Annotated in this window: 30 protein-coding genes; 29 read left to right on the plus strand and 1 reads right to left on the minus strand. The window is 60.0% G+C overall.

Annotated features, from left to right (window positions below; translation table 11 throughout):
• The first annotated feature begins 44 nt into the window (after nucleotides 1-44).
• The 23 genes from AC6R19_RS17855 to AC6R19_RS17965 all read left to right on the plus strand — a co-directional run bounded on the left by AC6R19_RS17855 (nucleotide 45) and on the right by AC6R19_RS17965 (nucleotide 19,739).
• Nucleotides 45-1,652, plus strand: coding sequence for a hypothetical protein (locus AC6R19_RS17855; RefSeq protein WP_500581207.1), 1,608 nt, complete (start codon nucleotides 45-47; stop codon nucleotides 1,650-1,652).
• Nucleotides 1,567-2,235, plus strand: coding sequence for a hypothetical protein (locus tag AC6R19_RS17860; RefSeq protein WP_500581208.1), 669 nt, complete (start codon nucleotides 1,567-1,569; stop codon nucleotides 2,233-2,235). The genes AC6R19_RS17855 and AC6R19_RS17860 overlap by 86 nt, the downstream gene beginning before the upstream one ends.
• A gap of 313 nt (nucleotides 2,236-2,548) precedes the next feature.
• On the plus strand, nucleotides 2,549-3,013 hold the full coding sequence (locus AC6R19_RS17865; protein ID WP_500581209.1) for a pyridoxamine 5'-phosphate oxidase family protein: 465 nt from the start codon (nucleotides 2,549-2,551) through the stop codon (nucleotides 3,011-3,013).
• 161 nt (nucleotides 3,014-3,174) lie between these two features.
• On the plus strand, nucleotides 3,175-3,567 hold the full coding sequence (locus tag AC6R19_RS17870; RefSeq protein ID WP_500581210.1) for a cupin domain-containing protein: 393 nt from the start codon (nucleotides 3,175-3,177) through the stop codon (nucleotides 3,565-3,567).
• A gap of 352 nt (nucleotides 3,568-3,919) precedes the next feature.
• Nucleotides 3,920-4,543 carry a glycine-rich domain-containing protein gene (locus AC6R19_RS17875; RefSeq protein WP_500581211.1) on the plus strand — a complete coding sequence of 208 codons (624 nt, stop codon included), beginning with the start codon at nucleotides 3,920-3,922 and terminating at the stop codon, nucleotides 4,541-4,543.
• Between the two features lie 82 nt (nucleotides 4,544-4,625).
• Nucleotides 4,626-5,003 (plus strand): nuclear transport factor 2 family protein, encoded by a 378-nt coding sequence (locus AC6R19_RS17880; protein ID WP_500581212.1) that lies wholly within the window; start codon nucleotides 4,626-4,628, stop codon nucleotides 5,001-5,003.
• A gap of 294 nt (nucleotides 5,004-5,297) precedes the next feature.
• Complete coding sequence (locus AC6R19_RS17885; protein WP_500581213.1) at nucleotides 5,298-6,839, plus strand: protein kinase domain-containing protein; 1,542 nt, start codon at nucleotides 5,298-5,300, stop codon at nucleotides 6,837-6,839.
• A gap of 265 nt (nucleotides 6,840-7,104) precedes the next feature.
• The gene (locus AC6R19_RS17890) at nucleotides 7,105-8,556 is read left to right on the plus strand and encodes a protein kinase domain-containing protein (RefSeq protein WP_500581265.1); all 1,452 of its coding nucleotides are present in this window, start codon (nucleotides 7,105-7,107) and stop codon (nucleotides 8,554-8,556) included.
• Nucleotides 8,557-8,573: 17 nt separating this feature from the next.
• Entirely contained in the window at nucleotides 8,574-9,134 is a 561-nt protein-coding gene (locus AC6R19_RS17895; RefSeq protein ID WP_500581214.1) for a GNAT family N-acetyltransferase, read from the plus strand.
• Between the two features lie 191 nt (nucleotides 9,135-9,325).
• Nucleotides 9,326-10,210 (plus strand): putative selenate ABC transporter substrate-binding protein, encoded by an 885-nt coding sequence (locus tag AC6R19_RS17900; protein WP_500581215.1) that lies wholly within the window; start codon nucleotides 9,326-9,328, stop codon nucleotides 10,208-10,210.
• Complete coding sequence (locus tag AC6R19_RS17905) at nucleotides 10,210-10,887, plus strand: ATP-binding cassette domain-containing protein (protein ID WP_500581216.1); 678 nt, start codon at nucleotides 10,210-10,212, stop codon at nucleotides 10,885-10,887. The genes AC6R19_RS17900 and AC6R19_RS17905 overlap by 1 nt, the downstream gene beginning before the upstream one ends.
• Nucleotides 10,887-12,419 (plus strand): PhnE/PtxC family ABC transporter permease, encoded by a 1,533-nt coding sequence (locus tag AC6R19_RS17910; protein ID WP_500581266.1) that lies wholly within the window; start codon nucleotides 10,887-10,889, stop codon nucleotides 12,417-12,419. The genes AC6R19_RS17905 and AC6R19_RS17910 overlap by 1 nt, the downstream gene beginning before the upstream one ends.
• The gene (locus AC6R19_RS17915; protein WP_500581217.1) at nucleotides 12,416-12,730 is read left to right on the plus strand and encodes a cupin domain-containing protein; all 315 of its coding nucleotides are present in this window, start codon (nucleotides 12,416-12,418) and stop codon (nucleotides 12,728-12,730) included. The genes AC6R19_RS17910 and AC6R19_RS17915 overlap by 4 nt, the downstream gene beginning before the upstream one ends.
• 18 nt (nucleotides 12,731-12,748) lie before the next feature.
• The gene (locus AC6R19_RS17920; protein ID WP_500581218.1) at nucleotides 12,749-13,150 is read left to right on the plus strand and encodes a GFA family protein; all 402 of its coding nucleotides are present in this window, start codon (nucleotides 12,749-12,751) and stop codon (nucleotides 13,148-13,150) included.
• Between the two features lie 138 nt (nucleotides 13,151-13,288).
• A complete protein-coding gene (gene mbhE / locus AC6R19_RS17925; protein ID WP_500581219.1) occupies nucleotides 13,289-15,565 on the plus strand; it encodes a hydrogen gas-evolving membrane-bound hydrogenase subunit E in 2,277 nt (758 codons plus the stop codon).
• Entirely contained in the window at nucleotides 15,562-15,978 is a 417-nt protein-coding gene (locus AC6R19_RS17930) for an MnhB domain-containing protein (protein WP_500581220.1), read from the plus strand. Before mbhE ends, AC6R19_RS17930 begins: the two co-directional genes overlap by 4 nt.
• A gap of 2 nt (nucleotides 15,979-15,980) precedes the next feature.
• The gene (locus AC6R19_RS17935; RefSeq protein WP_500581267.1) at nucleotides 15,981-16,358 is read left to right on the plus strand and encodes a Na+/H+ antiporter subunit C; all 378 of its coding nucleotides are present in this window, start codon (nucleotides 15,981-15,983) and stop codon (nucleotides 16,356-16,358) included.
• 1 nt (nucleotide 16,359) lies between these two features.
• Entirely contained in the window at nucleotides 16,360-17,859 is a 1,500-nt protein-coding gene (locus AC6R19_RS17940; protein ID WP_500581221.1) for a Na+/H+ antiporter subunit D, read from the plus strand.
• 24 nt (nucleotides 17,860-17,883) lie between these two features.
• Complete coding sequence (locus tag AC6R19_RS17945; RefSeq protein WP_500581222.1) at nucleotides 17,884-18,357, plus strand: Na+/H+ antiporter subunit E; 474 nt, start codon at nucleotides 17,884-17,886, stop codon at nucleotides 18,355-18,357.
• On the plus strand, nucleotides 18,357-18,695 hold the full coding sequence (locus AC6R19_RS17950; protein ID WP_500581223.1) for a cation:proton antiporter: 339 nt from the start codon (nucleotides 18,357-18,359) through the stop codon (nucleotides 18,693-18,695). Before AC6R19_RS17945 ends, AC6R19_RS17950 begins: the two co-directional genes overlap by 1 nt.
• Complete coding sequence (mnhG, locus tag AC6R19_RS17955) at nucleotides 18,664-19,026, plus strand: monovalent cation/H(+) antiporter subunit G (protein ID WP_500581224.1); 363 nt, start codon at nucleotides 18,664-18,666, stop codon at nucleotides 19,024-19,026. Before AC6R19_RS17950 ends, mnhG begins: the two co-directional genes overlap by 32 nt.
• A gap of 116 nt (nucleotides 19,027-19,142) precedes the next feature.
• A complete protein-coding gene (locus AC6R19_RS17960; RefSeq protein ID WP_500581225.1) occupies nucleotides 19,143-19,313 on the plus strand; it encodes a hypothetical protein in 171 nt (56 codons plus the stop codon).
• A 63-nt stretch (nucleotides 19,314-19,376) separates the two neighbouring features.
• A complete protein-coding gene (locus AC6R19_RS17965; RefSeq protein ID WP_500581268.1) occupies nucleotides 19,377-19,739 on the plus strand; it encodes a DUF7737 domain-containing protein in 363 nt (120 codons plus the stop codon).
• 61 nt (nucleotides 19,740-19,800) lie between these two features.
• Here AC6R19_RS17965 and AC6R19_RS17970 read toward each other — a convergent pair whose 3' ends face one another.
• Nucleotides 19,801-20,577, minus strand: a complete 777-nt coding sequence (locus AC6R19_RS17970; RefSeq protein ID WP_500581226.1) for an NAD(P)H-dependent oxidoreductase — start codon at nucleotides 20,575-20,577, stop codon at nucleotides 19,801-19,803.
• A gap of 89 nt (nucleotides 20,578-20,666) precedes the next feature.
• Between AC6R19_RS17970 and AC6R19_RS17975 the strand changes: the two genes are divergently transcribed.
• The 6 genes from AC6R19_RS17975 (at nucleotide 20,667) to AC6R19_RS18000 (ending at nucleotide 24,443) form a co-directional block, all read left to right on the plus strand.
• Nucleotides 20,667-21,560 carry a LysR family transcriptional regulator gene (locus AC6R19_RS17975; protein WP_500581227.1) on the plus strand — a complete coding sequence of 298 codons (894 nt, stop codon included), beginning with the start codon at nucleotides 20,667-20,669 and terminating at the stop codon, nucleotides 21,558-21,560.
• A gap of 80 nt (nucleotides 21,561-21,640) precedes the next feature.
• Nucleotides 21,641-22,096, plus strand: coding sequence for a GNAT family N-acetyltransferase (locus tag AC6R19_RS17980; protein ID WP_500581228.1), 456 nt, complete (start codon nucleotides 21,641-21,643; stop codon nucleotides 22,094-22,096).
• Nucleotides 22,097-22,266: 170 nt separating this feature from the next.
• Entirely contained in the window at nucleotides 22,267-22,836 is a 570-nt protein-coding gene (locus AC6R19_RS17985) for a TetR/AcrR family transcriptional regulator (RefSeq protein ID WP_500581229.1), read from the plus strand.
• A gap of 25 nt (nucleotides 22,837-22,861) precedes the next feature.
• The gene (locus AC6R19_RS17990) at nucleotides 22,862-23,149 is read left to right on the plus strand and encodes a YciI family protein (protein WP_500581230.1); all 288 of its coding nucleotides are present in this window, start codon (nucleotides 22,862-22,864) and stop codon (nucleotides 23,147-23,149) included.
• A gap of 32 nt (nucleotides 23,150-23,181) precedes the next feature.
• Nucleotides 23,182-23,793: a DNA-3-methyladenine glycosylase I gene (locus AC6R19_RS17995; RefSeq protein WP_500581231.1), complete on the plus strand. Its 612-nt coding sequence runs from the start codon at nucleotides 23,182-23,184 to the stop codon at nucleotides 23,791-23,793.
• A 50-nt stretch (nucleotides 23,794-23,843) separates the two neighbouring features.
• Entirely contained in the window at nucleotides 23,844-24,443 is a 600-nt protein-coding gene (locus AC6R19_RS18000) for an esterase/lipase family protein (RefSeq protein WP_500581232.1), read from the plus strand.
• Nucleotides 24,444-24,518 lie beyond the last annotated feature (75 nt).

A 24,518-nucleotide genomic window follows, 5' to 3' on the forward strand; every position in this document is an offset into this window, starting at 1 on the left:
CCGCAACTGGAAGCCAGCGCTAAACCGTTTTATGATCGAATTTGGTGATCGCTTGGTCGATCACCAGTAACCAGCGGCATGGGCGGTTACACAGAATTATTTACAGCCTCGGCTATCGTGAAGATAGCGTGCCGTTTTATTGGTTGTCAGCACGCCTTTGGCTCATCGCTACATTTGATCGAATTGCATCCGAGGTGCCGGAAGCCATCGCACCTGTTGCACGCCGTTTGTTGTGTTTCTCCACGGATCAAGACTTCCCGCATGTTTTGATGCGCCATTTTGCAAAATCCTGTTTGATGAAGCTTCATTCAAACGGCTTTATTGATTTTGATGAGCAGGAAATTTCAGCTCTGCATGCTATCAATACTTCGGAATTAGCTACCGAAGAATCAAAGCGTCGAATTTCTCGAGGAGGATTTCGTAAGGGTGGTAAAGAGAGAAGGTTTAGCTTTGATTCACTTGATACTCTTAGGTATGTGTACCCGAGCGCGATAGGATGTTTTGCTGATGTTGACGAAGAAACGTTTCTTGATGAGGCGGAAGCTTGGATCATGGATCGCTGGAAGAGTGGTTCCGATTTATCAAAATGGGAAAATGAACCAAGAAAACATAAGTTTGAAAACGCTAACTACACCCTATACAGCCACAGTCACGGTTCGATGCCGACGATAGAGCGCCATAGATACTACCTGGAATGGCACGCTATGTGGTGTAGCCTCGGTTCTCTAATGGCAGGAAATGCGTTAGCTGAGCCTAAATATGATGATGACGATTATGGAACACTAATCGGATTTTTGAGACAAGAGGGATTAACTCAGCCGCCTCACTGGTCAAGTGATCTTCGCTGCCCAACACCACTAGAGTTACGTTTTCACAAACCACCGTCAATCGAAGCAGAAGAGTGGGTAGCATCAATTACCGCTGAGGATTTTGAGCTGGAGATTGGTTTAACCTCCGCAGATAATTATCTGGTTGTGGATTCTCTTCATGATATTCGCACCAGTAATCATCGCACCAGCGTAAGAATATCTTCTTCGCTTGTTAACGCTGATACCGGGCTGTCATTGATTAGGGCCCTTCAAACATCTGATGACTCCCACGATTACCGTTTGCCACCTGCAGATCATGAATTTGAAATAGATGATGGCCCCTATTTATTACGTGGTTGGCTATGCGAAAGTTCTGGTGATGCGCGATTGGACGGGAAAGACACGTTTAATCATGGTGTCCGTATGATTGAAAGTATGCCTTCCGAAAATACAATTGAAGTATTAGGGTTGTGTCGATCCAATAACTATCCAGTTTCTTGGATTGATAACCGTAGCGGGGATAGAGTATTTGCCTATGAGGCTTGGGGAGATGCAAGAGATGACTCTAGACAGAGAGAATACATTTACGATGGGAGTGTTATCTCTGATGGACATCGTTTGAAAATTTCATTGAGCTACCTCAAGAAGTATTTGAAAGATGTTGATTTAGATTTAATTCTTGAGGTCGAAATAACACGAAGGGTGACTAAAGATGGAGTTACGAAGTATGACGAAGAGTCCAAAAAAGAAGCGCGGTATGCAAGACTCTATCTTTTCAGAAGAACTGGAGAAATCTTTACCGCTGAAGGACGTGTTGGTGCTTGGACATCACTTAGCGACTGAGCTGGGTTTCTCCGACAGTTGTGATACCCTGGGGAAATGGATGTCACATCATTTAGCTGAAATGATGGATAGGGTTGAGCGTGAAGAAAACGCAGAAAAAAAAGAAAAATACCAGCAGCAGACCGTTGATCTAATTTTGAAAATATGGGAGCACAGAAGCTCATTAAATGGGCACGCATACCCGTTAGCAAGGTTTAAGGGGATTATCGATTCGTTAAGCATACTTTCCCCGGAGGCTAATGTGTGGGAGAGAAACAGGCTTGGCAGATATGAGTCGCTCGCAGCAGACAGTTTTTCAATGGTCGTTGATTTATATAGAGCCTTGCACTTTATTGAGTTTGTTTCCCTTAAATCGGTTAGAAATAAGCAGGTCCCTCCCTCTGTTTTTTCCGATGAAGAACAAAAAGTATATGATTTTTTGAGTGCTTGGGCTGAGCAGGAGCTAGATTTTCGCTCATTAGAAGGTTCATCATCAGATACAGCAGAGTTCGAAAAAGCGGCCGACAGTGTGTGTGATTTTATTGATAAATTATGTGGAAAGCTGAACGAACTCAAAAGTGAGATATCAGATAAAGATAAGTAGAATAATAATGTCCGCTTTTCCGGTTTTAGGCATCGCAAAGATGGTGCCGATAACGTATAACAAACGCAAGCACTCGGAACAAATTTCCGCTGCGCTCCAAGTTGTCCGGTGTTGCGGGCGTTCAGGCTATAGAAAAACTCGAGCAACTTCCGAGTAGATAAAGTTTCAGTGCGGAGAGGGGTCTGAATTGCTTTTCGCAGTGCAAAACAAGTCCAAAATTCACGTAGAGGCGCGGTCTGCGTGTAAAATTTAGCCAGAAATTAGAGGCTGGAGTCTTTCTACGGCCTCGTTACGTGTATTAGGAGAGATCGTGGTGTTAACTGAAGAAGTGAAGAAAGCGATGGATGAGAGCGTACTTTGTTGGCTCGCCACCGTTAATGAGAATGGGGTTCCAAACGTTTCGCCAAAAGAAATGTTCATACATCATGAAGACGACAAGGTGTTGGTTGCGAATATTGCATCACCACAAAGCGCTAAGAACGTGACGTTCAATTCCAATGTCTGCATCAGCTTTGTCCACGTCTTTAAGCAAAAGGGTTTCAAATTGATTGGCAGGGCTCGGGTAATAGACCGATCCAGCCCGGAGTATCAGAAACTTGAAGACAAACTGTATACGTTAGGTGGTCGAGATTTTAAATTTAAATCTATATTTGAGGTGTCAGTCAACAGCATCTCTCCAATTCTCGCACCTAGCTATTTGCTCTTTCCGAAAACTACTGAAAATGATCAGATAGAACAGGCAAAGAAGACGTATGGAGTTTTGCGCAACAACACGTAACAAAGCCAAGCACGGCGACAGCTTTTCCGTTGTGCCTTCGCCTCCACTACAAATCTGCGCGTGTTGGCGGCGTTAGAACATACGGGGAAATTTGAATGGTCTAAAAGTTACATAGAATTAAATATATTTAGTCAGTAGTTGATCAAAGAGGAAAGCCGCTAATGTCCAAGCCGTTCGTCCGCAAGGTTTCAGAGAGTTCATGGACCGATTGGAATGACTCGCGCAACGGCCTTCTGTCGTTCACCGCGATAATTGGAGATGGTACTACGCCATCGGACACGCTGACCGCAGGTCTGGCGAAAGTTCCGGTAGGAGGATGGCTCGGGCTGCACAGGCACGAGGCGACCGAGATTTACCATGTGCTGATTGGAGAAGGCATCGTGCATATTGCGGGAGATGAGGAGCACGTCAGTTCAGGCAGTATGGTCTTCATCCCTTCCGGATGTGTTCACGGAATACGCAACACAGGCGACCGTGAGTTGGAGTTTTTCTATGTCTACGCCGCAGATTCGATAACAGATAAGCGGACCCAGTATACCTACCCGGACAACTGAGCTAAAAGCCGTCGGAACCGGAGTATTCTCGCTGGGTAGATCCACTTTTCGCCATGGCTGGTGATCGCTATCCGATACCCAGCGCCTTCACTGTAAGAGCTATCTCTGTGAAACTGATTGTTGCACCTAGCTACCGGCTTTACCCTCGCGCGGTCAAGGTAAGTCTTACCTGGCTGGAGACGCGAGAAGGTATAAAAAGACTTAACAAACGAGTGAGATTGTTCCATACCTTAGGACATCGGCAATTAAGCTTTAAAATACCTGGAGGCATGGTAAAGCTCTGACGCGAAATACAACTAATATAGCTAGAGTCACACAGTAAATCAATTCGAACTTCACCACCCAAATGAAAATGAAACAAAAAATATTGGACTTTGAAGTCTCCTGCCATGCAGATAGCAATCTCTTCCTGAGGAAGCTCGCCGCGGAAAACAAATGGACCGCAACCTTTGCCGAGCGTGCATTCCTCGAGTACAAGCGCTTTATCTATCTCGCCACAACCGGAGAGGGCAGAGTTGTTCCATCAAAGACCATCGACAAGGTCTGGCACCTGCACCTGACCTTCACAAAATCCTATTGGCAGGACCTGTGTCGCGACCTGATCGGCAAGGAAATCCACCACAACCCATCCCCTGCCTATAAGGAATCAAGAACTCGCGATCTCAAGGACTACCAATCCACTCTGGATCTGTACAGATCCAAATTCGGCGCAGAACCTCCCGCCGAATACTGGCCCAGTCCCACCACCGGAGCATCAAAAAGCAACAGGTTTTGGCTGCCAGTCGTTGGCATTTCCGCCCTGCTAACTGCCTGCTCGTCCATCGCCAAGGACGATGTCAAGTCGGTGATTATGTGGGTCGCCGGTATCTACCTGCTCTATCGGGTGTTGAAGTGGCTGGCCTCACACACTACCGGTGGTGGCGGCGGCGGCTTTGGCTGCGGTAGCTGTAGTAGCGGCTGCGGAGGTGGAGACTAGACAATTGGAAATTTCGGAATCAGGGCAAAGTGTTTACGCAGAAATCCTTGATTAACTTTTGTAGAGACTTCCGGAGGCAAACATGGCAAATACAAACAATTCAGAGATCGCAACCAACTTCCTGTCCATGGCCGCGGAAGGCAGGGTTCGAGAGGCATACGCCCAGTATGTCGCCGAGTCTTTCCAGCACCACAACGCCTACTTCCCGGGCGACCGGGAATCCCTGCTCCTCGCCATGGAGCAGAGCGCGGCCTCGGAACCAAACAAATCGTTCACGGTAAAACAGGTTATTGCCTCCGGTGATCGGGTGGCAGTCCATTCCCACTTGAAGCGTGCGGACGGCTCGACCGAGTACGCCGTTGTGCACATCCTGCGATTTGACGGGGGAAAAATCGTCGAAATGTGGGATATAGCCCAGGAGATACCCAAAGATTCCCCCAACAAACTGGGTATGTTCTAACCGCGCCGGCTCGACGTACCAGGATCAGGGTAAAATCTTGACGCGGAAACTTTCGGCCACCTGCTGCGCCAATATTTTACTCTGACCTTCATTTCCCCTCACTTCTTCTGCCCCATATTTCCTCATCCAATAACAGACGCGTCTTTTTTCCAGGGCGGGGCGAAGGCGTTTGTAACCTGGCGTACGATCGTCTATCTAATTTATCGGTTCTTGATACGGCAGGTCCGCGTCGGCTTGCACCGCATGGCGGCCAAAAACCCATCCTGCTCGCAGATATCGAGCAAATCAGGCGATATGAATTTTTCCCACATTCGCATACCCGGATACACCATTCATTCCGCCATCGGTCACGGCGGCATGGCGTCTGTGTACCTCGCCACCCAGGAGTCGCTGAACCGCAAGGTGGCGATAAAGCTCCTGCGCAACAGTTCTGAGGCGGGTATTGGCGAGCGCTTTATCAACGAGGCGCGTTATATCGCCAGCCTGAACAGTCCCCATATCATCACCATCTACGACATCTCGACGCTGGAGAAGGGGGACTGCTATATCGCCATGGAGTTTGTCGATGGCGGTGATGTGACGGAAAACCCGACGCGGCTTGCCACGCCCGGTGCCCTGCTCGACATGGTCCGCCAGGTTGCGCTGGGCCTCGCGGTGGTACACGACAATGGCATCATTCACCGGGACGTGAAGCCGACCAATATCCTATTTCGCCAGGACGGCACGGCGGTGCTGACGGATTTCGGCATCGCCAAGGATATCGATGGCGACTCGGACCTGACCCAGTCCGGCTACAGCCTGGGCAGCCCCTCCTACAGCAGCCCGGAGCAGGCACAGTGCCTGCCCCTCGATGTGACGACGGATATCTACAGCCTGGGCGTGGTACTGCTGGAGCTGCTGCTCGGCCATAACCCCTTCAAGGACGACAGCCACACCGCTACCGCGTTCAACCATATCCAGCTGCCGGTGCCCGCGCTGCCGGCGGAATTCGATTATCTGTCGCCGCTGGTAAACCGGATGCTGGCCAAGCTTCCCGAGGAGCGCTACCAGTCCTGCCGGGATCTGGTCGCGGATATAGATCGAATACTGGAAATGGGGGACGGCGAAGACGACGACGAATTTTCGCCCAGCCGATGGGGCCTGTCGCCCCCGCCCGGAGGGATAAAGGGCGGACTGGCGGCACTGACCACCGGCGCGGTTGTGGCGGCAGTTTATTTCGGTATTTTTTATCAAAGCGAAACCGAACGGGAGATCGACAGGCTGCTCGGCCAGGCGGAGCTTAGCATGCAGGCCGGCCGCTATATGGCGCCGGCCGGTGACAACGCCCGCGATTTCTATCGCCAGGTGCTGCTGCTGGACAATACCAACCTCAAGGCAACCCTGGGCCTGAAGACCGCCGAGCTGAGGCAGCTGGACGCCTACCTGGCGCAGGGTGCACAGGCGCTGGAACGCGGCAGGCTGCAACGGCCGGAAGGGGACAACGCTTTACTCTACTTCCGCCAGGCGCTGGCCATAGACGCAGACAATGCGCGGGCGCACGCCGGTATCGGGCAGGTGATCGACGAGTATATTCGCCTGGCGCGCGCCGGGATTGTCGAACGCGACTACAGCGGTGCCCACTACTACGTAGACAGCGGTCTTAACATAGCGCCGAACAATGAGGTACTGCTGTCGCTCCGCGCCCAGCTGAAGCAAAGGCAGGAGCAGCGGCAGGCCCGGCAGCAGAAAGCACAGCAGCAACTGGCACAGAAGTCAAAACGGAAGTCGCCCACCATAAGGACACATATCCGCAATGCGCTCGACAAGTTGCGCAACAAGATAAGCGGCGACCGCTGAAGAAGCCGCGGGTGATACCGAGGGGCGCGAAGTGCGCTCCGCTTCGTTTAACTTATCCCTCCCTAAGAGTATCCTTGGCGGCCGCCCGCTTTCGCGGGACCCGGGTATTGGCGAGCACAGGACTGGCGACAAAACAGGCAACCCGACCAGAAAACGCCCTCCTTTCCCGCTCGGGTGTTTCAACTTACCAGCAGTTTTTGAGGTCGATCACGGGTAATTCAGGGCTTATGAGTTCTCCCCCAACATTCACATATCCGGATACAGCATTCACGGTGCCATCGGCCAGGGCGGCATGGCGTCCGTCTACCTGGCCACCCAGGAGTCGCTGAACCGCAAGGTGGCCATCAAGGTACTGCGCAACAGCGCCGAGGCGGGCGTCGGCGAGCGCTTCGTCAACGAGGCCCGCTTTATCGCCAGCCTGAACAATCCCCATGTGATCACCATCCACGATATCTCCAGGCTGGAGAACGGGGACTGCTATATCGCCATGGAGTTCGTCGGCGGCGGCGACCTGAGCGGGAACCTGGGGCGCTTTGCCGATCCGGCCAGCGCTCTCGGGTTGATCCGGCAGATCGCCGAGGGCCTGGCGGTCGTGCACGACAACGGCATCATCCACCGGGATGTGAAGCCGGCCAATATTCTCTTCCGCGAGGACGGCACCGCGGTGCTGACGGATTTCGGCATCGCCAAGGACGTCGACAACAACTCCGACCTGACCCAGGCCGGTTTCAGCCTGGGCAGCCCCTCCTACAGCAGCCCGGAGCAGGCTCAGGGCCAGCCCCTCGACAGGACGACGGATATCTACAGCCTGGGCGCGGTGCTCCTGGAGCTGCTGCTCGGCCATAACCCGTTCAAGGGGGACAGCCACACCTGCACCGCGATCAACCATATCCAGCTGCCGGTGCCCGAGCTGCCGGCCGACCTCGACTACCTGTCGCCGCTGGTACAGCGCATGCTGGCCAAGGAGCCGGGCGGCCGCTACCAGTCCTGCCGCGAACTGATCGCCGATATCGACCGCCTGCTGGCGTCGGCCGACGGCGGGCGCGGGGCCCGGCCACAGGCCGCGCTTCCCCCCGCCGCGCGCTGGCGGGCGGCCCTGCCCGGGAGGCTCAGGCCCGGGCCGGCCGCAGTGGCGGCGATTGCCGTCCTGGCCGCGCTGTTTTTCGGCCTTACCTTCGAGAGCGAAACCGAGCGGGAGATCCGCCAGCTGCTCGCCCGCGCGGAACAGAGCATGGAGGCGGGCCGCTACACGGCGCCCGAGGGCGACAACGCCCGCTATTTCTACCGCCAGGCGCTGCTGCTGGACAGCGACAACCGCGAGGCCATCCGCGGCCTGCAGGCCGCGGACGACAAGCAGATAGACGAATACTTGGCGCAGGGCGCGCAGGCACTGGAGGCCGGCAGGTTGCACGGGCCGAAAGGGGACAATGCGCTCTTCTATTTCCGCCAGGCCCTGGCCATAGACGCGGACAACGAACGGGCCCACGCGGCTATTGCGCAGTTGACCGGGGAATATATCCGCCTGGCGCGGGCGGATATGCTGAAGAGCGACTACAAGGGCGCCGGCTACTATATCGAGCGGGGCCTCAAGGTCGCGCCCGACGACGAGGAGCTGCTGGCGCTGAGAACCGAGCTGGACCGAAAGGCGCCTTCCGCCGGGAAGTTGATTCGCGATGTGTTTGGCAGACTGCGCGACACGATCGGCGGCGATGGTTGAGAGCTCGGCACGATTTTATGGAGGAACCGATAAGAGTCTCAAAAGAATCGGGCATTCAGATACGATTCATTTCCAAAAGCGACGCAAAAGCCATCAGTGCGTTCTATCAAAAAAACTCAACGCACTTACGCCGCTGGGAGCCACTGCGACCGGAAGGCTTTCATTCGATTGACGCTTGGGCTCAACGTCTAGCAGAGCGAGAAGAAGAACAGCTCGCGGGCCGCTCGGCATATTTCGCATCCTTTGATGCTGAAACCCGAGAAGTCATTGGTGTTTGTTCACTGACCAATATAGTGAAAGGCCCATTCCAGGCGTGCAATATGGGGTACGCCATCTCACGGTCGCATCAGGGCAAAGGACTTATGACGCAGCTGTGTTTGCATGTGATTGATTACGCATTCAATAAGCTCAAACTCAACCGCATCATGGCGAACTATATGCCCGGCAATCGGAGATCCGAAAATCTGCTAGAGGGCCTGGGATTTGAGCGGGAAGGCCTGGCTAAAAGGTATTTGTGCATCAATGGCAAGTGGGAAGACCATGTGCTGACGTCTCTCATCAACCCACGAAACACCTGACAGGTGCAACGGTGAAAGCACCTTTCTAACCTAGTGGGTTCGATGAGCCGGTACGACCCAGGATAAGCCGAGCCACGGGTAAGCCTCCACCGTCTGTCGCCACCACAGCCCCCACTCCCAGCCATTTGTAAAATCCGGCCACTTGCGCTAAAAAGCACCCACAATCTTCCCCCACCATAAGGCCCCTACCGATGCGCTATTTAACCGCATTACTGGCCCTGTTGGTGTCCGTGAGCGGCCCAGCCCAGATCGGGTTGGCCGCGGATACCCAGCGCCCGCAATTTACCTTTACCGCCATTCCCGACCAGAATGAAGCCGAGCTGGTGCGGCGCTTCCAGCAGGTTGCGGACTATCTTTCCGGGCAGTTGGACGTGGACGCCAAGTACATCCCGGTGAAGAGCTACCCGGCGGCCATCACCGCCTTCAGGAACAACCAGGTGCAGCTGGCCTGGTTCGGCGGCCTGTCCGGTGTGCAGGCGCGCAGGGCGGTGCCGGGTTCCGAGGCGATTGCCCAGGGGTACGAGGACCAGTTCTTCAAGAGCTACTTTATCGCCCACAAGAGCGCCGCTATCGAGGCGGGCGAGGATCTGCCCAAGGCCGTTGCCGGCCGGACCTTTACCTTCGGTTCCAAGGGCTCCACTTCCGGGCGCCTGATGCCGGAGTTCTATATCCGCGAGGCCTTCGGCGAGGCGCCGGAGCAGGTCTTCTCCCGCGTCGGCTTCAGCGGCGATCACAGCCGCACCATTGCCCTGGTGCAGTCCGGTGCCTTTGACGTGGGCGCGGTCAATTACGCCGTCTGGGAGAAGGCGGTTGCCAGTGGCGACGTGGATACGGACCAGGTGTCGGTGATCTGGACCACGCCGGAATACGCGGACTACCAGTGGACGGTGCGCGGGGATATAGACCGGCAGTTCGGGGCCGCCTTCAAAGACAGGCTGACCGCGGCGCTGCTGGCCATCGACGACAGGGCGATCCTGGACGGCTTCCCGAGATCCCGGTTTGTTCCGGCGGACAACAATGTCTACCGGGCCATCGAGCAGACCGCCCAGGCGATCGGCCTGCTCGACGAATTTTGATGGCTGTTCTGCTCGAATTGCAGGACTGCCGGCTGACCTATCCGAGTGAGACGAAGAACGCCGCGGATAAACTGGCGCTGGCAATTGATCACCTGACCATCCGGGAGGGCGACCGTATTGCGCTGCTCGGCAGGAGCGGGGCCGGCAAAAGCACCCTGCTGCGGCATATCCGCGGGCAGCTGGGCGACAGGGCCAGCTGGTGCCCGCAGCAGGCGTCCCTGGTGCCGCAGCTGAAGGCCTTCCACAATATCTACTCGGGTGCGCTGGACCGCCACTCCGGTTTCGTGAACCTGAAGAACCTGCTGCTGCCGTCGCCGCGCTTCAAGGCGGAAATCAGGGAGTTGGCGGAACCGCTCGGTATCGCCGACCTGCTGTGGACCAAGGCCGATGAATTATCCGGCGGCCAGCAGCAGCGGGTCGCCGTCGCCCGCGCCCTCTACCAGCGGAAATCCATACTGCTGGCGGACGAGCCGGTATCGGCGCTGGACAGGCTTCAGGGCCATCGGGTCCTTGAGCTCTTGACCGGCCGGCACAGCACCTCGGTGATCGCGCTGCACAATGCGCAGCTGGCCCTGAAGCTGTGCAACCGGGTCATCGGGCTGAAGGACCGCAGCGTATTCCTCGATTGCCCCGCCGACCAGCTCGATAGCGACTCAATAGAGCAGCTCTACCGGTGATGCACTTCCTGGCGCACCTTCTCCAGCAAAGACGCAGCCTGAGAAGACTCACCTTCTGTTTTGCGGCCATCGCCGCTGTCTGCCTCGCATTTGCGGATATCGATATCGGCACCCGCAGCCCGGGGCACGAGCTGTGGCTGATGGCGAAGGGGTTGGTGTCGCCGCGGATCGACGATCCGCGCCAGTGGCTGGACGCGGTCGTCTACACCCTGACCTTTTCGCTGCAGGGGGTGATTCTGGCCGCCGGCCTCGGCTTTGTGTTTTCCGTTTTCTACCACCTGGCCTGGGTGCGCATTGTCGCCGCCTGCCTGCGCTCGGTGCACGAGGTATTCTGGGCGCTGATCTTTATCCAGGTGTTCGGCATTTCCACCCTGGCGGGTGTGCTGGCGATTGTGCTGCCCTTTGCCGGCACCCTGGCGAAGGTCTACGGCGAGCAGCTGGAGGAGAGTGACCCGGCCCCGGCCAGGGCGCTGCTTCCCGACGGGCGCGCCAGTGTCAGCCACTTCTTCTACACCAGGCTTCCGCTGGCACTGCACGCGATGCGCAACTACACGGCCTACCGCATGGAGTGCGCCCTGCGCTCGTCGGTGGTGCTGGGGTTTATCGGTCTGCCCACGCTGGGCTTCCACCTGGAGACGGCGTTGCGCACCGGCGACTACTCCGCGGCGAGCGCGCTGCTGCTGACCCTGCTGGCCCTGGTCTACTCGCTGCGCTTCTGGTTCCGGGCGAAACTGCTCTGGTTGCTGGTGCCGGTGGCCTTTGTCGCCAGGCCTATAAGCGCGCAGTGGAACGCAGCCAACCTGGACCAGTTCCTGCGGGACTGTGTGCCGGCGCCACTGCGCGAGGACTGGCCGTTGGAGAAGACGGGGCGCTGGCTGCTGTGGCTCGGCGAGCAGATCGCCTCCGGGGTCTGGAACACTGTCCTGCTGGCGCAGATAGTGCTGGTGCTGACCGGCGTATTTGCTCTGCTGGGGTCCACCCTGAACTCCTCGCACTTCGTCGGGGTCTGGGCGCGAAGGGCCGGCGACGGATTGCTGCTGGTCCTGAGATCCCTGCCGGAGTACCTGCTGAATTTTATCGGCCTGATCGTGCTGGGGCCTTCGATGCTGCCGGCCATTATCGCGATGACGCTGCACAACGGCGCCATTATCGGGCACCTGCTGGGCAGGCACAGCGACGAGCTGGCGCCCGCCGCTATCCGGTCCGGCCCGCTGGGCCGCTTCGCCTACTACTATGTGCCGACGCTGTACCAGCGCTTCCTGGCCTATTGCTTCTATCGCTGGGAGATTATTATCCGGGAGACGGCGATGCTGGGTATCCTGGGGATTCCGACCCTGGGCTTTTATATCGACTCGGCCTTTGAGTTCCTGCGCTTTGATGTCGCCCTGATACTGATCGGCGTCAGTGCCGGCATGACGCTTTCTGCGGACGCGATTTCCAGAAGGCTGAGACACAGATTCCTGGAAACCGGACAGCCGTCGGCTTTTGAAACACAGATACGGCTGTCGCCTTCAGCGGCTCAAACCCCATGAAAAATATATTCGCATCACTGCCCGAAGATCTCCGCGAGGAAGTCTTCGAGGATATAGTCCGCAGCGACAGCGTCAGGATCGAGCGCATCGTCTCCCAGGGCCACAGCTCCCCCGAGAGCGGCTGGTACGACCAGGACGAGAGCGAGTGGGTTATGGTCCTGCAGGGCGCGGCCAGCCTGGTGTTCGAGGGTGGGCGCGAGGTCAATCTCGGCGCCGGCGACTTTATCAATATTCCCGCCCACACCAGGCACCGGGTTCGCTGGACGGACCCGGAAAGGGCCACCATTTGGCTGTCGGTATTCTACAAGTAGTCACATTGAGGGAAGACCATGAAAGGAAGCTGCCTTTGCGGTCAGGTTCAGTATGAAATCAAGCGGTTTGAACCGAACATAGCGAATTGCTTTTGCCGCATGTGCAGAAAAACAAGCGGCTCCTCCCACGGCACTTACGGTGCCGTGCTGCCCGAAAACTTCCAGTGGCTGAGCGGGGAATCCCACATCAAAGCGTATAAATCCTCGGTCAAGGCCGAGAGAGGATTCTGCAAAGAATGCGGTTCCAGCCTGTATTACAAAGTGCGCAGCGCCGATTCATGTTATGAAATAGCGCTGGGAACCCTTGACGAAGAACCCGACCATTTTCCCAATGCCAATATATATTGCTCATCGAGGGCAAAATGGGCCCCCGGCAGTGAAAATCTGCAGGAGTTTGCAGGAAGTCGAAAACCTTCTTAGCAGGGAGTCTGGCGCGCCCCTCTTCCTGACGCCCCTTTTCCCGGCGTACCGCGCGCGGTAAACGCCCTGCCCGGTCTACAATTTCCTGACCCGGCCGGCAATCGGACGGTTTGCGCACCGCACCGGGGAAGGATCCCAATGGAAGAAAAATCGCACACCGGGGTTACCCCCCGGGACCGGAGGAAGCGCGACACCGCCCTGACGCTGCTGGTACTGGCCGTTCCGGTCTGTGTAACCCTGTGGCTGCTGTGGCTGCTGCCGGACGTACGCGGCGGCGCGACCCTGCAGTTCGGCCTGCCCTGGGTGCCGAGTCTCGGCGTTTCGCTGGTGTTCCTGGTCGACGGCCTGAGCCTGCTGTTCGCGCTGCTGGTCAGCGGTATCGGCGCCTTCGTCGTGCTCTACGCCAGCATCTACCTGCGCGGCCACGCGCAGCTGCCGCGCTTCTATCTCTACCTGCTGCTGTTCATGGTCGGCATGCTCGGGGTGGTGCTGGCGGCCGACCTGATCGCGCTGTTCGTGTTCTGGGAAGTAACCACCATCGCCAGTTACCTGCTGGTCGGTTTCAACCACGCCAGTGCCGCGGCGCGGCGCGCGGCGCTGCAGGCGCTGCTGGTCACCGCGTTCGGCGGTCTGTGCCTGCTCGCCGGCCTGATCCTGCTGGGCCAGGCGGCGGGCTCCTACGGGCTCGTCAGCGTGCTGCAGGCTGGCGCGCAGATCCGCGCCAGCGCCCTTTACACGCCGATGCTGCTGCTGATCCTCGCCGGCGCGCTGACCAAGTCCGCGCAGATACCCTTCCACTTCTGGCTCCCCAACGCGATGGCGGCGCCGACTCCGGTGAGCGCCTACCTGCACTCGGCGACGATGGTGAAGGCGGGCATCTACCTGATCGCGCGCCTGCACCCGGCACTGGCGGGCACCGCCCTATGGGAGTGGACCCTGACGCCGGTGGGCGCGGCCACCGCCGTGGTCGCGGCAACCCTGGCGCTGCGCCAGACGGATCTCAAACTGGCGCTCGCCTATACCACCGTGGTGGCCCTCGGCATCCTGACCATGTTCCTCGGCTCCGATACACCGGTGGCGATCGCCGCGGCCATCACTTTTGTGCTGGTGCACGCCTTTTACAAGGCGGCGCTGTTCATGGTGGTGGGAATCATCAATCACGCCACCGGCACCCGGGAGCTGGCGCAGCTCGGCGGGCTCTGGCGCTCGCTGCCGATTTCGTTTGTCGCGGCGCTGGCGGCGGCCGTATCCATGGCCGGTTTCCCGCCGTTTCTCGGCTTTATCGGCAAGGAATTGAAATATCAGGGTGCGCTGGCCATGGCCTCGGTGCCGCTGCTGGCCGCCGCTGCGGTGGTGTTTGCCAATGCGCTGATGCTGACCGTGGCGGCCACGGTGGTACTGAAGCCTTTCCTCGGCCGCCGGCCCCGCGGGGCCGGCGGGCACGAGGCTCCCCCCGGCCTGTGGATCGGGCCGCTGGTGCTAGCCGGGCTGGGCCTGGCGTTCGGCCTGGACACCAGCCTGATCGCGGACAGCCTGGTGCAACCCGCGGTGACCGCCGTTCTCGGCCGTCCGGGAATCGTGGAGCTGAAACTCTGGCATGGGATCAATCTGGCCCTGCTGCTGAGTATCGCGACCCTCGGCCTCGGCGTCGCCGCCTTCCTGGCTCAGCGCCGGCTGCGCGCGCTGATGTCCGCACTGGCGCCGCGGCTGCCGCTGAGAGCCGACCGGAGCTGGGACAGGGCCATCGAATACCTCAAGGCAATTGCCGCCGCGCAGACCCGGCTGCTACAGCACGGTGTCCTGAGCCAATACCTGATGGTGGTTTTCGCCACCCTGGCGCTACTGCTGGCGTTGGCCCTGTTGCGCGGCGACACCGCGCCCGCAGCCGGCTGGCCGCAGCTGACGATCAAGACGTGGACGGTGATGGCGCTGGCGCTGGCCGGCGCGCTGCTCGCGGCTGTGGCACGGCGGCCACTCGCGGCCATCTGCGGGCTCGGCGCTCTCGGTGTGAGTCTCTCCCTGATCTACCTGTTCTTCGGCGCACCGGATGTGGCGATCACCCAGCTGCTGGTGGAGACGCTCCTCCTGGTCATGATCGCCATGACCCTGCACCGGCTGCCGCTCTTCCCGCGGCCGCACCTTTCCGCACTGCGCATCGGCCACGCACTGCTCGCCGCCGCCTTCGGCTGCGCGGTGACGGCAACCCTGCTGTTTGTCCTGCAGCAGCCGTTTGATTCCGCCACGCAGGAATACTTCGAGCAGGCGGCGGTGCCGGAGGCCCACGGGCGCAATATCGTCAACGTGATCCTGGTGGATTTCCGCGCGCTGGACACCTTCGGCGAAATACTGGTGGTCTTTGCCGCGACCGTGGCCGCGGTCGCGCTGCTGCGCGGGCGAAGGGGGCAAGACGGATGAACACGCCGATTCTGCGGAGTGCCACGCGGATTCTCGCCCCCCTGATCCTGCTGTTTTCGATCTACATGCTGCTGCGCGGACACAACGAACCCGGCGGCGGCTTTATCGCCGGACTGATCGCCGCGGCGGCGCTCATCCTGTTTGCAATGGCCTGGGGCGCCGGCGCGGCGCAGGCTTCGCTGCGAATCGCGCCGGCAAGACTCGCCGCCGCCGGCGCGCTGCTCGCCGGGGTCTCCGGGGTCGCGGGAGCAGTACTCGGCCGGGCGCCGTTTTCGAGTCTGTGGCTTTTTGTCGGCGGCGGCGAGGGTGACAAGGGGCTGCCACTTTCGACCGTGCTGGTCTTTGATATCGGCGTCTACCTGACGGTGCTCGGGTCGGTACTGGTACTCTTTTTTGCGCTGGAGGACGATTGATTATGGAGACCGCCCTGGCTTTCCTGATCGGCGCCATGACGGCGACCGGCATCTACCTGATGCTCGCGCCAAACCTGCTGCGTTATCTGTTCGGACTGATCCTGTTCAGCAACGCCGCCAACCTGGCGATCTTCGCCGCCGGCCGGCTCACGCGGGCGGCACCGCCGCTGATCGAGGCGGGGCGCGACGCGCCCGCGTCGGCGGTGGCCAATGCCCTGCCCCAGGCGATGATTCTCACCGCCATCGTCATCGGTTTCGGGCTGCTGGCTTTTGCGCTGGCGCTGATCGTCGACAGCTACCGCAGCCTCGGCACCCTGAACGCCGATACCATGCGCCTCGCCGAACCGGTGCCGAAACACGGCGCGGAAGGGGGCCACTGACTTGAGCTGGTTACTGGCACTGCCATTCCTGCTGCCGATCGCCGCCGCGCTGACGACCTTCCTGACCCGGCGGCGGCACGGACTCACACGCGGGATCAGCATCGGCAGTTGCGCGCTGCTGCTGCTCGTCACGCTGGCGATTTTCGTCACCGTTGTGCAGCGGGGGCCGGTGGCGGCGCAGATGGGCGGCTGGCCGGCGCCGCACGGCATCTCGCTGGCCGCCGATTACCTGAGTGCGGTGATGCTGTTGATTGCCGGCGGCGTCGGTATCGCAGTGGCGGTTTTCGCGCTGGCGGATATCGACCGCGCCCGCGCCCGGCTCGGCTTTCACAGCTATTACCAGCTGCTGCTGGCCGGTGTCTGCGGCAGCTTCGCCACCGGCGACCTGTTCAACCTGTACGTCTGGTTCGAGGTGATGCTGATCGCGTCCTTCGCGCTGATGGTGCTCGGCGGCGAGCCACTGCAACTGGACGCGGGGATCAAGTACCTGGCACTGAACCTGGTCTCGACCCTGCTGATGCTGACCGCGATCGGCCTGGTGTACGGCCTCACCGGAACCCTGAACATGGCGCGTCTGCACCTGGCGGTGGCCGCGCTCGACAACCCGGTGGCGGTCGATGCGCTGGGCGCCCTGCTGCTCGGTGCCTTCGGCATCAAGGCGGCGCTGTTTCCGCTGTTTTTCTGGCTGCCAGCCTCCTATCACGCGCCGCCGGTGGCGGTCACCGCGGTCTTTGCGGGGCTGCTGACCAAGGTCGGGGTCTACGCGCTGATCCGCACCTTCACGCTGATTTTCCCCGCCGGCGACGGACTGGTGCACCAGTTGCTGCTGCCGGCCGCCCTGCTGACGATGCTGACCGGTGTCCTCGGCGCCGCGGCGCACTACGAGTTTCGCAAGATTCTCGCGTTTCACATCATCAGCCAGATCGGTTTCCTGGTGCTGGGGCTGGCGCTGTACAGCCCGCTCGCACTTGGCGGGGCGATTTTCTACATGGTCCACAACATCGTGGCCAAGACCAACCTGCTGCTGATCAGCGGCACGGCGCGGCGGCTGGCCGGCAGTTTCGAGCTGCGGCGCATCGGCGGCCTCTATCGCCACAGCCCGCTGCTCGCCGCGATGTTTTTTATCGCCGCTTTCAGTCTCGCCGGCTTTCCGCCGCTGTCCGGTTTCTGGGCCAAGTTCCTGCTGGTGAAGGCCAGCCTGGACTTGGCCGCCTACTGGGTCGCCGCCCTGGCACTGTTGACCGGCGCCCTGACCCTGTATTCGATGAGCAAGATCTGGGCCGAGGCTTTCTGGAAGGATCATCCCGGCGGCGAGAAGAATGCGGCGCAGCCGCTCGCCGGCGCCGAGCGGCTGCAGCGGATGGTCCCGTCGCTGGCGCTGGCGTTGGTGACCCTGGCACTGGGGCTGTTCCCGGAACCGCTGATCGGCTTTTCCCTGCGCGCCGCCGCCGGCCTGCTGGACCCCACCGCCTATATCGACGCGGTGCTCGCCGGCTCCTGACGACCCCTGCAAGAGGAACTGACATTGAAACTGTTTCTGTTAAACATTCTGCTCGCGATCAGCTGGTTGGCACTGACCGGCAGCGCGACCCTGCTCAATTTTCTCGCCGGCTTCGCGATCGGCTATGTGGCGCTGGCCGCGACGCGCGGCCGTTTGCGCGGCGACAGCTACTTCCGGCGGCTGCCGCGCGCACTCGGGCTGCTGCTGTTTTTTCTCGGCGAAGTCGTGATCTCCGGGCTGCGCGCCACACGCGAGGTGCTCTCCCCGGTGCGCCGCAGCCGCCCGAAAATCATCCGCGTATCCTTGGCAATCCGCGAACCATACCAGATACTGACCCTGGTCCAGCTGATCTCACTCACGCCGGGCACGCTGGTGCTGGATATCTCCCCGCAACAGGACGCGCTGTATATCCACACGATGTTTGTCGACGACGCGGACGCCTTTCGCCGCGAAGTACGCGACGGTTTCGAGCGCAGGGTAAAGGAGGTCCTGTCCTGATGCTGGAGGCGATCACCACGGGCGATTCGTCGCTGCTGAAAGTTGCGATCAACCTGGCCTCCTGGCTGCTGCTGCTGGCCTTGGCGCTGTGCTTTTTCCGCATCGCCCGGGGACCGACGCTGGCGGACCGGGTGGTGGCCCTGGACGTACTGAATGTTCTCGCGGTCGCCTATTGCGCGTTGCTGGCAGTGGCGACGGGGCGCGCGGTGTACCTGGACGCGGCGATCGCGCTGGCACTGGTGGCATTCCTGGTCTCGGTGGCATTTGCCCGCTTTATCGAGCGCGGCGGCGCGCAGGCGAAACACGATGACGGAGCACGAGAGCATGGGGATCACTGAAACTCTGGCGGCGGTCCTGATTCTCAGCGGCAGTTTTTTCGGCTTTACCGCGGCACTCGGACTCGTGCGCATGCCGGACATCTATATGCGCATGAGCACCTCCGGCAAGGCCGCCACCCTGTGCTGCGGGCTGCTGCTCGCGGCCGTCGCGCTGCTGCTCCACGAAGCGCGGGTGACGGCGCACGCGGTGGCCGCGGTCCTGTTCCTGTTCCTGACCGTGCCGGTGGGCATCCACATGATCGCGCGCGCCGCCTTCCGCAGCCACACCCCGCTAGCCCCGGGCACCGAAGTGGAGCCCGGAGCAGACCGGGACCGGACGCCAAACAAATAAGAAGCAGTAGATTTTTCCGTTGAATTTCCCCGGCCTGCAGCGGTCCTGCCCCCGGGTGTGGTAATCCGGTATATTGGCAGCCCAACTTCCACTTTATCCACGGGGGAGAGGCAGACATGGCAGTGGCCCTGAAGATTTCCGACGAATCCGCCGGCGGCGAGAAGGTTTTCGAAAGCCTGCTGCAATTCCCCGCCGAGACCATTTCGGTGCGGGAGCTGATCGAGGTGCGGGTGCAGACCGAGGTGGAGCGCTACAACGCCTCGGCCCGGAAAAGTTTATGGGATTGATCCAGCCCAGCGACTCGGAGCGCGACCTGAACGGCTACAGGATGCGCAGGAACCGCCGGGTGGATCTCCTTCAGCTTCGGCGAACTCAACGCCAGCGCCCACACCCGCAAGGCGATCCTGGAGAAGCTGGTGCCCAAACTGAAGATCGGGCCCCAGTGCCAGTTTATCGACCGCTTCCTGGTGGTCGAGGGCCGGCGGCGCACCTACAAGATCCACCTGGGCTCGGGCAATATCCTGATGGAGCCGAACAGCCAGTACCTGTGCATAGTGCCCGGCAGCCGCAAAGACTCGGCCGCGGACAAGCTGTTCCTGCCGTTCGAGGGTGACAATACGCTGCCGGTGATCCTGTCCAAGGCGGTGTTGCTGGCGGAGGACAACAGGATCAAGGACTCGACGATCAATTCGCAGATTGATCACTATCGGTGACCAGGCCTTCCGCTCCAAGGGTTATTGGAAGTATCCGCAGGAATACACAACGCTGGAATTTCTATTCGATGTGCACAGAAAATCCTGACTGGCCCGGGGAAATATCATCCCGCAAAGTGCATTCCGGTATGCTGTAGGCGCCGGTGTTCTGTGGGCGAAAGGGGATAGGCGCAGTCAGCCAAAGGTTATCGAGACGCTGCCCGAGCTGCTCGCAAACCTGCGCAAACCTCGCTTCGTCTACCCGGCCAGTACGGTAGACAAGGTACGGCGGCAGTACGTCGAAGCCCGGGTAATACAGGATCCCGTGCTGGATGGGAAATAAAATATCATCGATGGGGCCGTTGATACCCCGGGGGCTGTAATGGGACTCCCATCCACCCGTGGTGACGACCAGCATCGCCCGCTTTCCCTTCAGGCGGCCTTCCCCATAGCGGTCGCCCCAGTGCCTGTCGGAATGTTCGCCCACACCATAGGCAAGGCCGTAGGCATAGACGCGCTCCACCCAGCCTTTCAGGATCGCCGGCATCGAGAACCACCACAGGGGAAACTGCAGGATAAGCGCATCCGCCCACATCAGCTTCTCCTGTTCGAGTTCGATATCCTTGCTCTGCCAGCCGTTCTCCAATGCGAGCTTGGAATCCAGGGCCGGGTCGAAGCGCGCACCGGCCTGCCGGTTGGTATTGTCGTCGGCGTCCAGGGTTGCCTTCCACCGCATGGCGTAAAGATCCGATACCTGGACCTCATGTCCCGCCGCCTCGAGGCGCTTTATCGCAAAGTCCCTGAGTGAGCCGTTCAGTGACCTGGGTTCGGGATGGGCATAGACGAGAAGAATATTCATGGCTGGTTCTCCGTTAATTGCCGGGAGGAAGCAGAATAGGATTCCGTCAGGTATAGTTGAAATGAATTTCCTATATTCCAGGCATTACCGTGAATAATTTCAGGCAACTGGACCTCAACCTGCTGATCACACTCGATGTTCTGCTCTCGGAGCACAATGTGACCCGCGCGGCGGAGCGCCTGAATCTGTCCCAGCCCTCGGTGAGCGTCCACCTGGCCAAGCTCAGGGATTTCTTCGGGGATCCGCTGCTGCTGCCTGGACCAAGGGGAGTGCGGCCCACCAGGCGGGCGGAGGCACTGCGCGAGCCCCTGCGGCAGGCGCTCGAGTCACTGGAGCGCGCGGTATCCCCCGCCGCGCCCTTTGACCCGGCCGGGGCCACGGACACCTGGCGCGTTGCCGCCTCCGATTACGGGGAATCGACGATACTACAGCCCGCCCTGGCCGGGTTGCGGTCGGCGGCGCCCGGCACCCGGCTGGCATCCATGCAAATGGTGCCCTCGCGCATCGCCGGGCAGGCGGAGCGCGGGGAGATAGATCTCGCCTTCCACACTGCCGATGAATCTCCGGCAGGTTTGCGCCGGCGGATACTCTTCGCGGAGCGCTATGTCCTTGTGGGCCGCGCGGGCCACCCGCGCCTGAAACGGCGGCCGACACTTGCACAATTCTGCAAACTCGACCATGTGATCGTATCGCCGGATGGCGGGGGGTTCAGTGGCGTCACGGATAAGGTGCTCGCGGAAAAGGGCCTGGCGCGGCGGGTGGTGCTGTCTGTTCCGCATTTCCTGTTCGTCATATCGGCCGTGGCGAACACAGACCTGGTAGCGATGCTGCCCTCACGCCTGGTCCGCGACAACGACGCATTGCGGGTTGTCGAGCCGCCGCTCGAAGTGTCGGGTTTCGAGATGGCCATGCTCTGGCACGATCGCAGTCATCGCGATCCCGCACACCAGTGGCTGCGCGAGCATATCGTGGGTTCGGTGTGACCGGGGGCTTCGCTATCCGGTATATTGCATCCCGGATTCCATCCCGAACGGATAAGTGCGCTAGATTTTAAGGAATTGCAGTGACGGTTATTTACAGAGAAGCCCGGGAAAATGATCTGCCCGAGCTGGTGGCCCTTCTGGCCGACGACGCCCTGGGCAGCCAGCGGGAAGATAGCGGCAACCCGATCAATCAAAGATACCCGGAAGCCTTCCGCCACATTCAAAGAGACCCGAACAATGAACTGGTCGTGGTCGAGGATTCCGGCCGGATCCTGGGCATGATGCAGCTCACTTTTATTCCCTACCTCACCCACACCGGCTCCTGGCGCTGCCTGATCGAGGGGGTGCGCATCCACAGCGATTTCCGCGGCCGCGGCCTGGGGGAGCAGATGTTCCGCTGGGCATTTTCCAGGGCCCGGGAAAAGGGCTGCAGCATGGTCCAGCTCACGTCGGACAAGCAGCGCCCGGACGCATTGCGCTTTTACGAGAAGCTCGGGTTTACCGCCAGCCATGAGGGCTTCAAGCTCCGACTTTAACGCTGGCGGAGCCGCCATCGCCAGTGGAAAATGGCGCCAAATTTTCCCTTCCTCTGCAGCGATACCCGATGGCCATTGACAGCCTAGGACATCCGTCCTAGGCTGGCGCTCTTCTAGGACAAACATCCTAATCCGCGGCGACGGCCGCGCCCGACACCGGCGGAGCAGCGATGGGCAACAGGACAACCAGGGGACAGATCGTCGAGGCCGCCGACCGGCTGTTCTACCAGCAGGGCTTCGAGCGCACCTCCTTCTCGGATATCGCCGGCGCGGTGCGGATATCCCGCGGCAATTTTTACTATCACTTCAGGTCCAAGGACGAGATCCTCGCCGCGGTGATCGAGCTGCGCCTGGCCAACACCCGCGAGATGCTGGCGCGCTGGGAGCAGGAGGGGGAGACGCCCGCGGGCCGCATCCGCTGTTTTATTCATATCCTGATCGCCAACCGGGCCAGGATCAAACTCTACGGCTGCCCGGTGGGCAGCCTCTGCGCCGAACTGGCCAAGCTGGAGCACGCTTGCCAGGCCGAGGCCAACAAGCTGTTCACGCTCTTCCGCACCTGGCTGCGCCGGCAGTTCAGGCTGCTGGGCCGGGACAAAGACGCCGATGCACTGGCCATGCACCTGCTCGCCCGCAGCCAGGGCGTCGCCACCCTGGCAAACGCCTTTCGCGATGAGAAGTTTATCCGCCAGGAGGTCGCGCAGATGTGCGACTGGCTGGAATCCAGTATCGCTGAGTAACGGATCTTTTACGGAGGAAAAACCAATGTTTGTCGTATTGCTCAAATTCTCGGACAACAGGGACCGGGCCGGCCAGTTTATGGAGGGTCACAAGGCGTGGCTGCAGCGCGGCTTTGACGACGGCGTCTTCCTGCTCGCCGGCAGCCTGCAGCCGAACCAGGGCGGTGCCATTCTCGCGCACAACACTTCACTGCCCGATTTGCGCAGCCGGGTGAACGAGGACCCGTTCGTCGCCGAGGGGGTTGTGAGCGCGGAGATACTCGAGATAACGGCGTCGAAAGCCAGCGAAGCGCTCAGCTTCCTGCTCGGCTGAGCCCGACGATTCAAACACAGGACAGCTAGCCTATGAGCAAGACCATGACTGGCCCGGACGGTAAATCCCGCTGCCACTGGTGCAGCATAGCGCCGGAGTTTATCGACTACCACGACAGCGAATGGGGCTTTCCGGTCGACGACGACCGGCGCCTGTTCGAGAAGCTGAGTCTGGAGTCCTTCCAGTCCGGGCTCAGCTGGCGCACCATCCTCGCCAAGCGCGAGAATTTCCGCGCAGCCTTCCACCATTTCGACTTCGACAGGGTGGCGCGCTTTAGCCGGCGCGACGTCGAGCGCCTCCTAAAGGACGAGGGCATAGTCCGCCACCGCGGGAAGATAGAGGCGGTCATCAACAATGCGCAGCGGGCGCGGGAACTGGTGACACAGGAGGGCTCGCTGGCGGCCTATGTCTGGCGCTTTGAACCCGGCGGCGAGCAGCTCACCGAACCCCAGAGCGCGTCCACCTCGGCGGAATCCATTGCCCTGTCCAAGGATTTGAAAAAGCGCGGCTGGAAATTCGTCGGGCCGACCACCGTCTACGCCTTTATGCAGGCCATGGGACTGATCAACGACCACGCCGAGGGCTGCGCACTGCGGGCCGAGGCCGAGCGGGTGCGCCAGCGCTTCCGGCGGCCGGGGCGCTGATGGGGAAGGAGCCTAAACTGGTATCGAGCCCAAGCAAGTTTGAGCGATCGATGAAGAGCAAAACCAGGGTGGCCATACTGGTCCCCGGCATCTTCGACTACGGATGGTCGATGATCAGGATGAAGCAGGCCCTGGAGGCGGCCGGCTTCTCAGCCCACTACATCCACCTGAAATACAATTCCGGCTGGCACGGCATGGAACACCTGTCCGAGCAGCTGCAGAGCCGGGTCGAGGCGCTTACCGGGGAGGGCGACAGCTGTTCACTCGTCGGCTTCAGCATGGGCGGCATAGTGGCGAGGCATTACCTGCAGATACTGGGCGGGTTGGAGCGGGTGCACAAGTTCATCGCCATTTCCAGCCCCCACTACGGCAGCTACTGGGCCAATCTGCTGCCCTACCTGGGCGGCAGGCAGCTGCGCATCGGCAGCGAATTCCTCGACAACCTGAACAGGGATATGGAAATGCTGGCCCCCACCACCCCGGTGTCCATCTGGACCCCGTACGACATCACGATCGTCCCCCATACCAGCGCCCTGCTGCCGATCGGCAGGAACTACGAGGTGCCGGTCAAACTGCACCGCTGGATGCCGTCCGACCCCAGGGTGATCGACCTGGTCGGGAAGGAGCTGGACGAAGCCCTCGGCAACTGAAGGGCGGGCGGATCAGCGCCCCTGCGACGGCTGCACAAATATCTTGACGGCCGCCCCGGGCTGCCTTAAAAACGC

It is taken from the genome of Microbulbifer sp. SE14 (genome assembly GCF_059834885.1).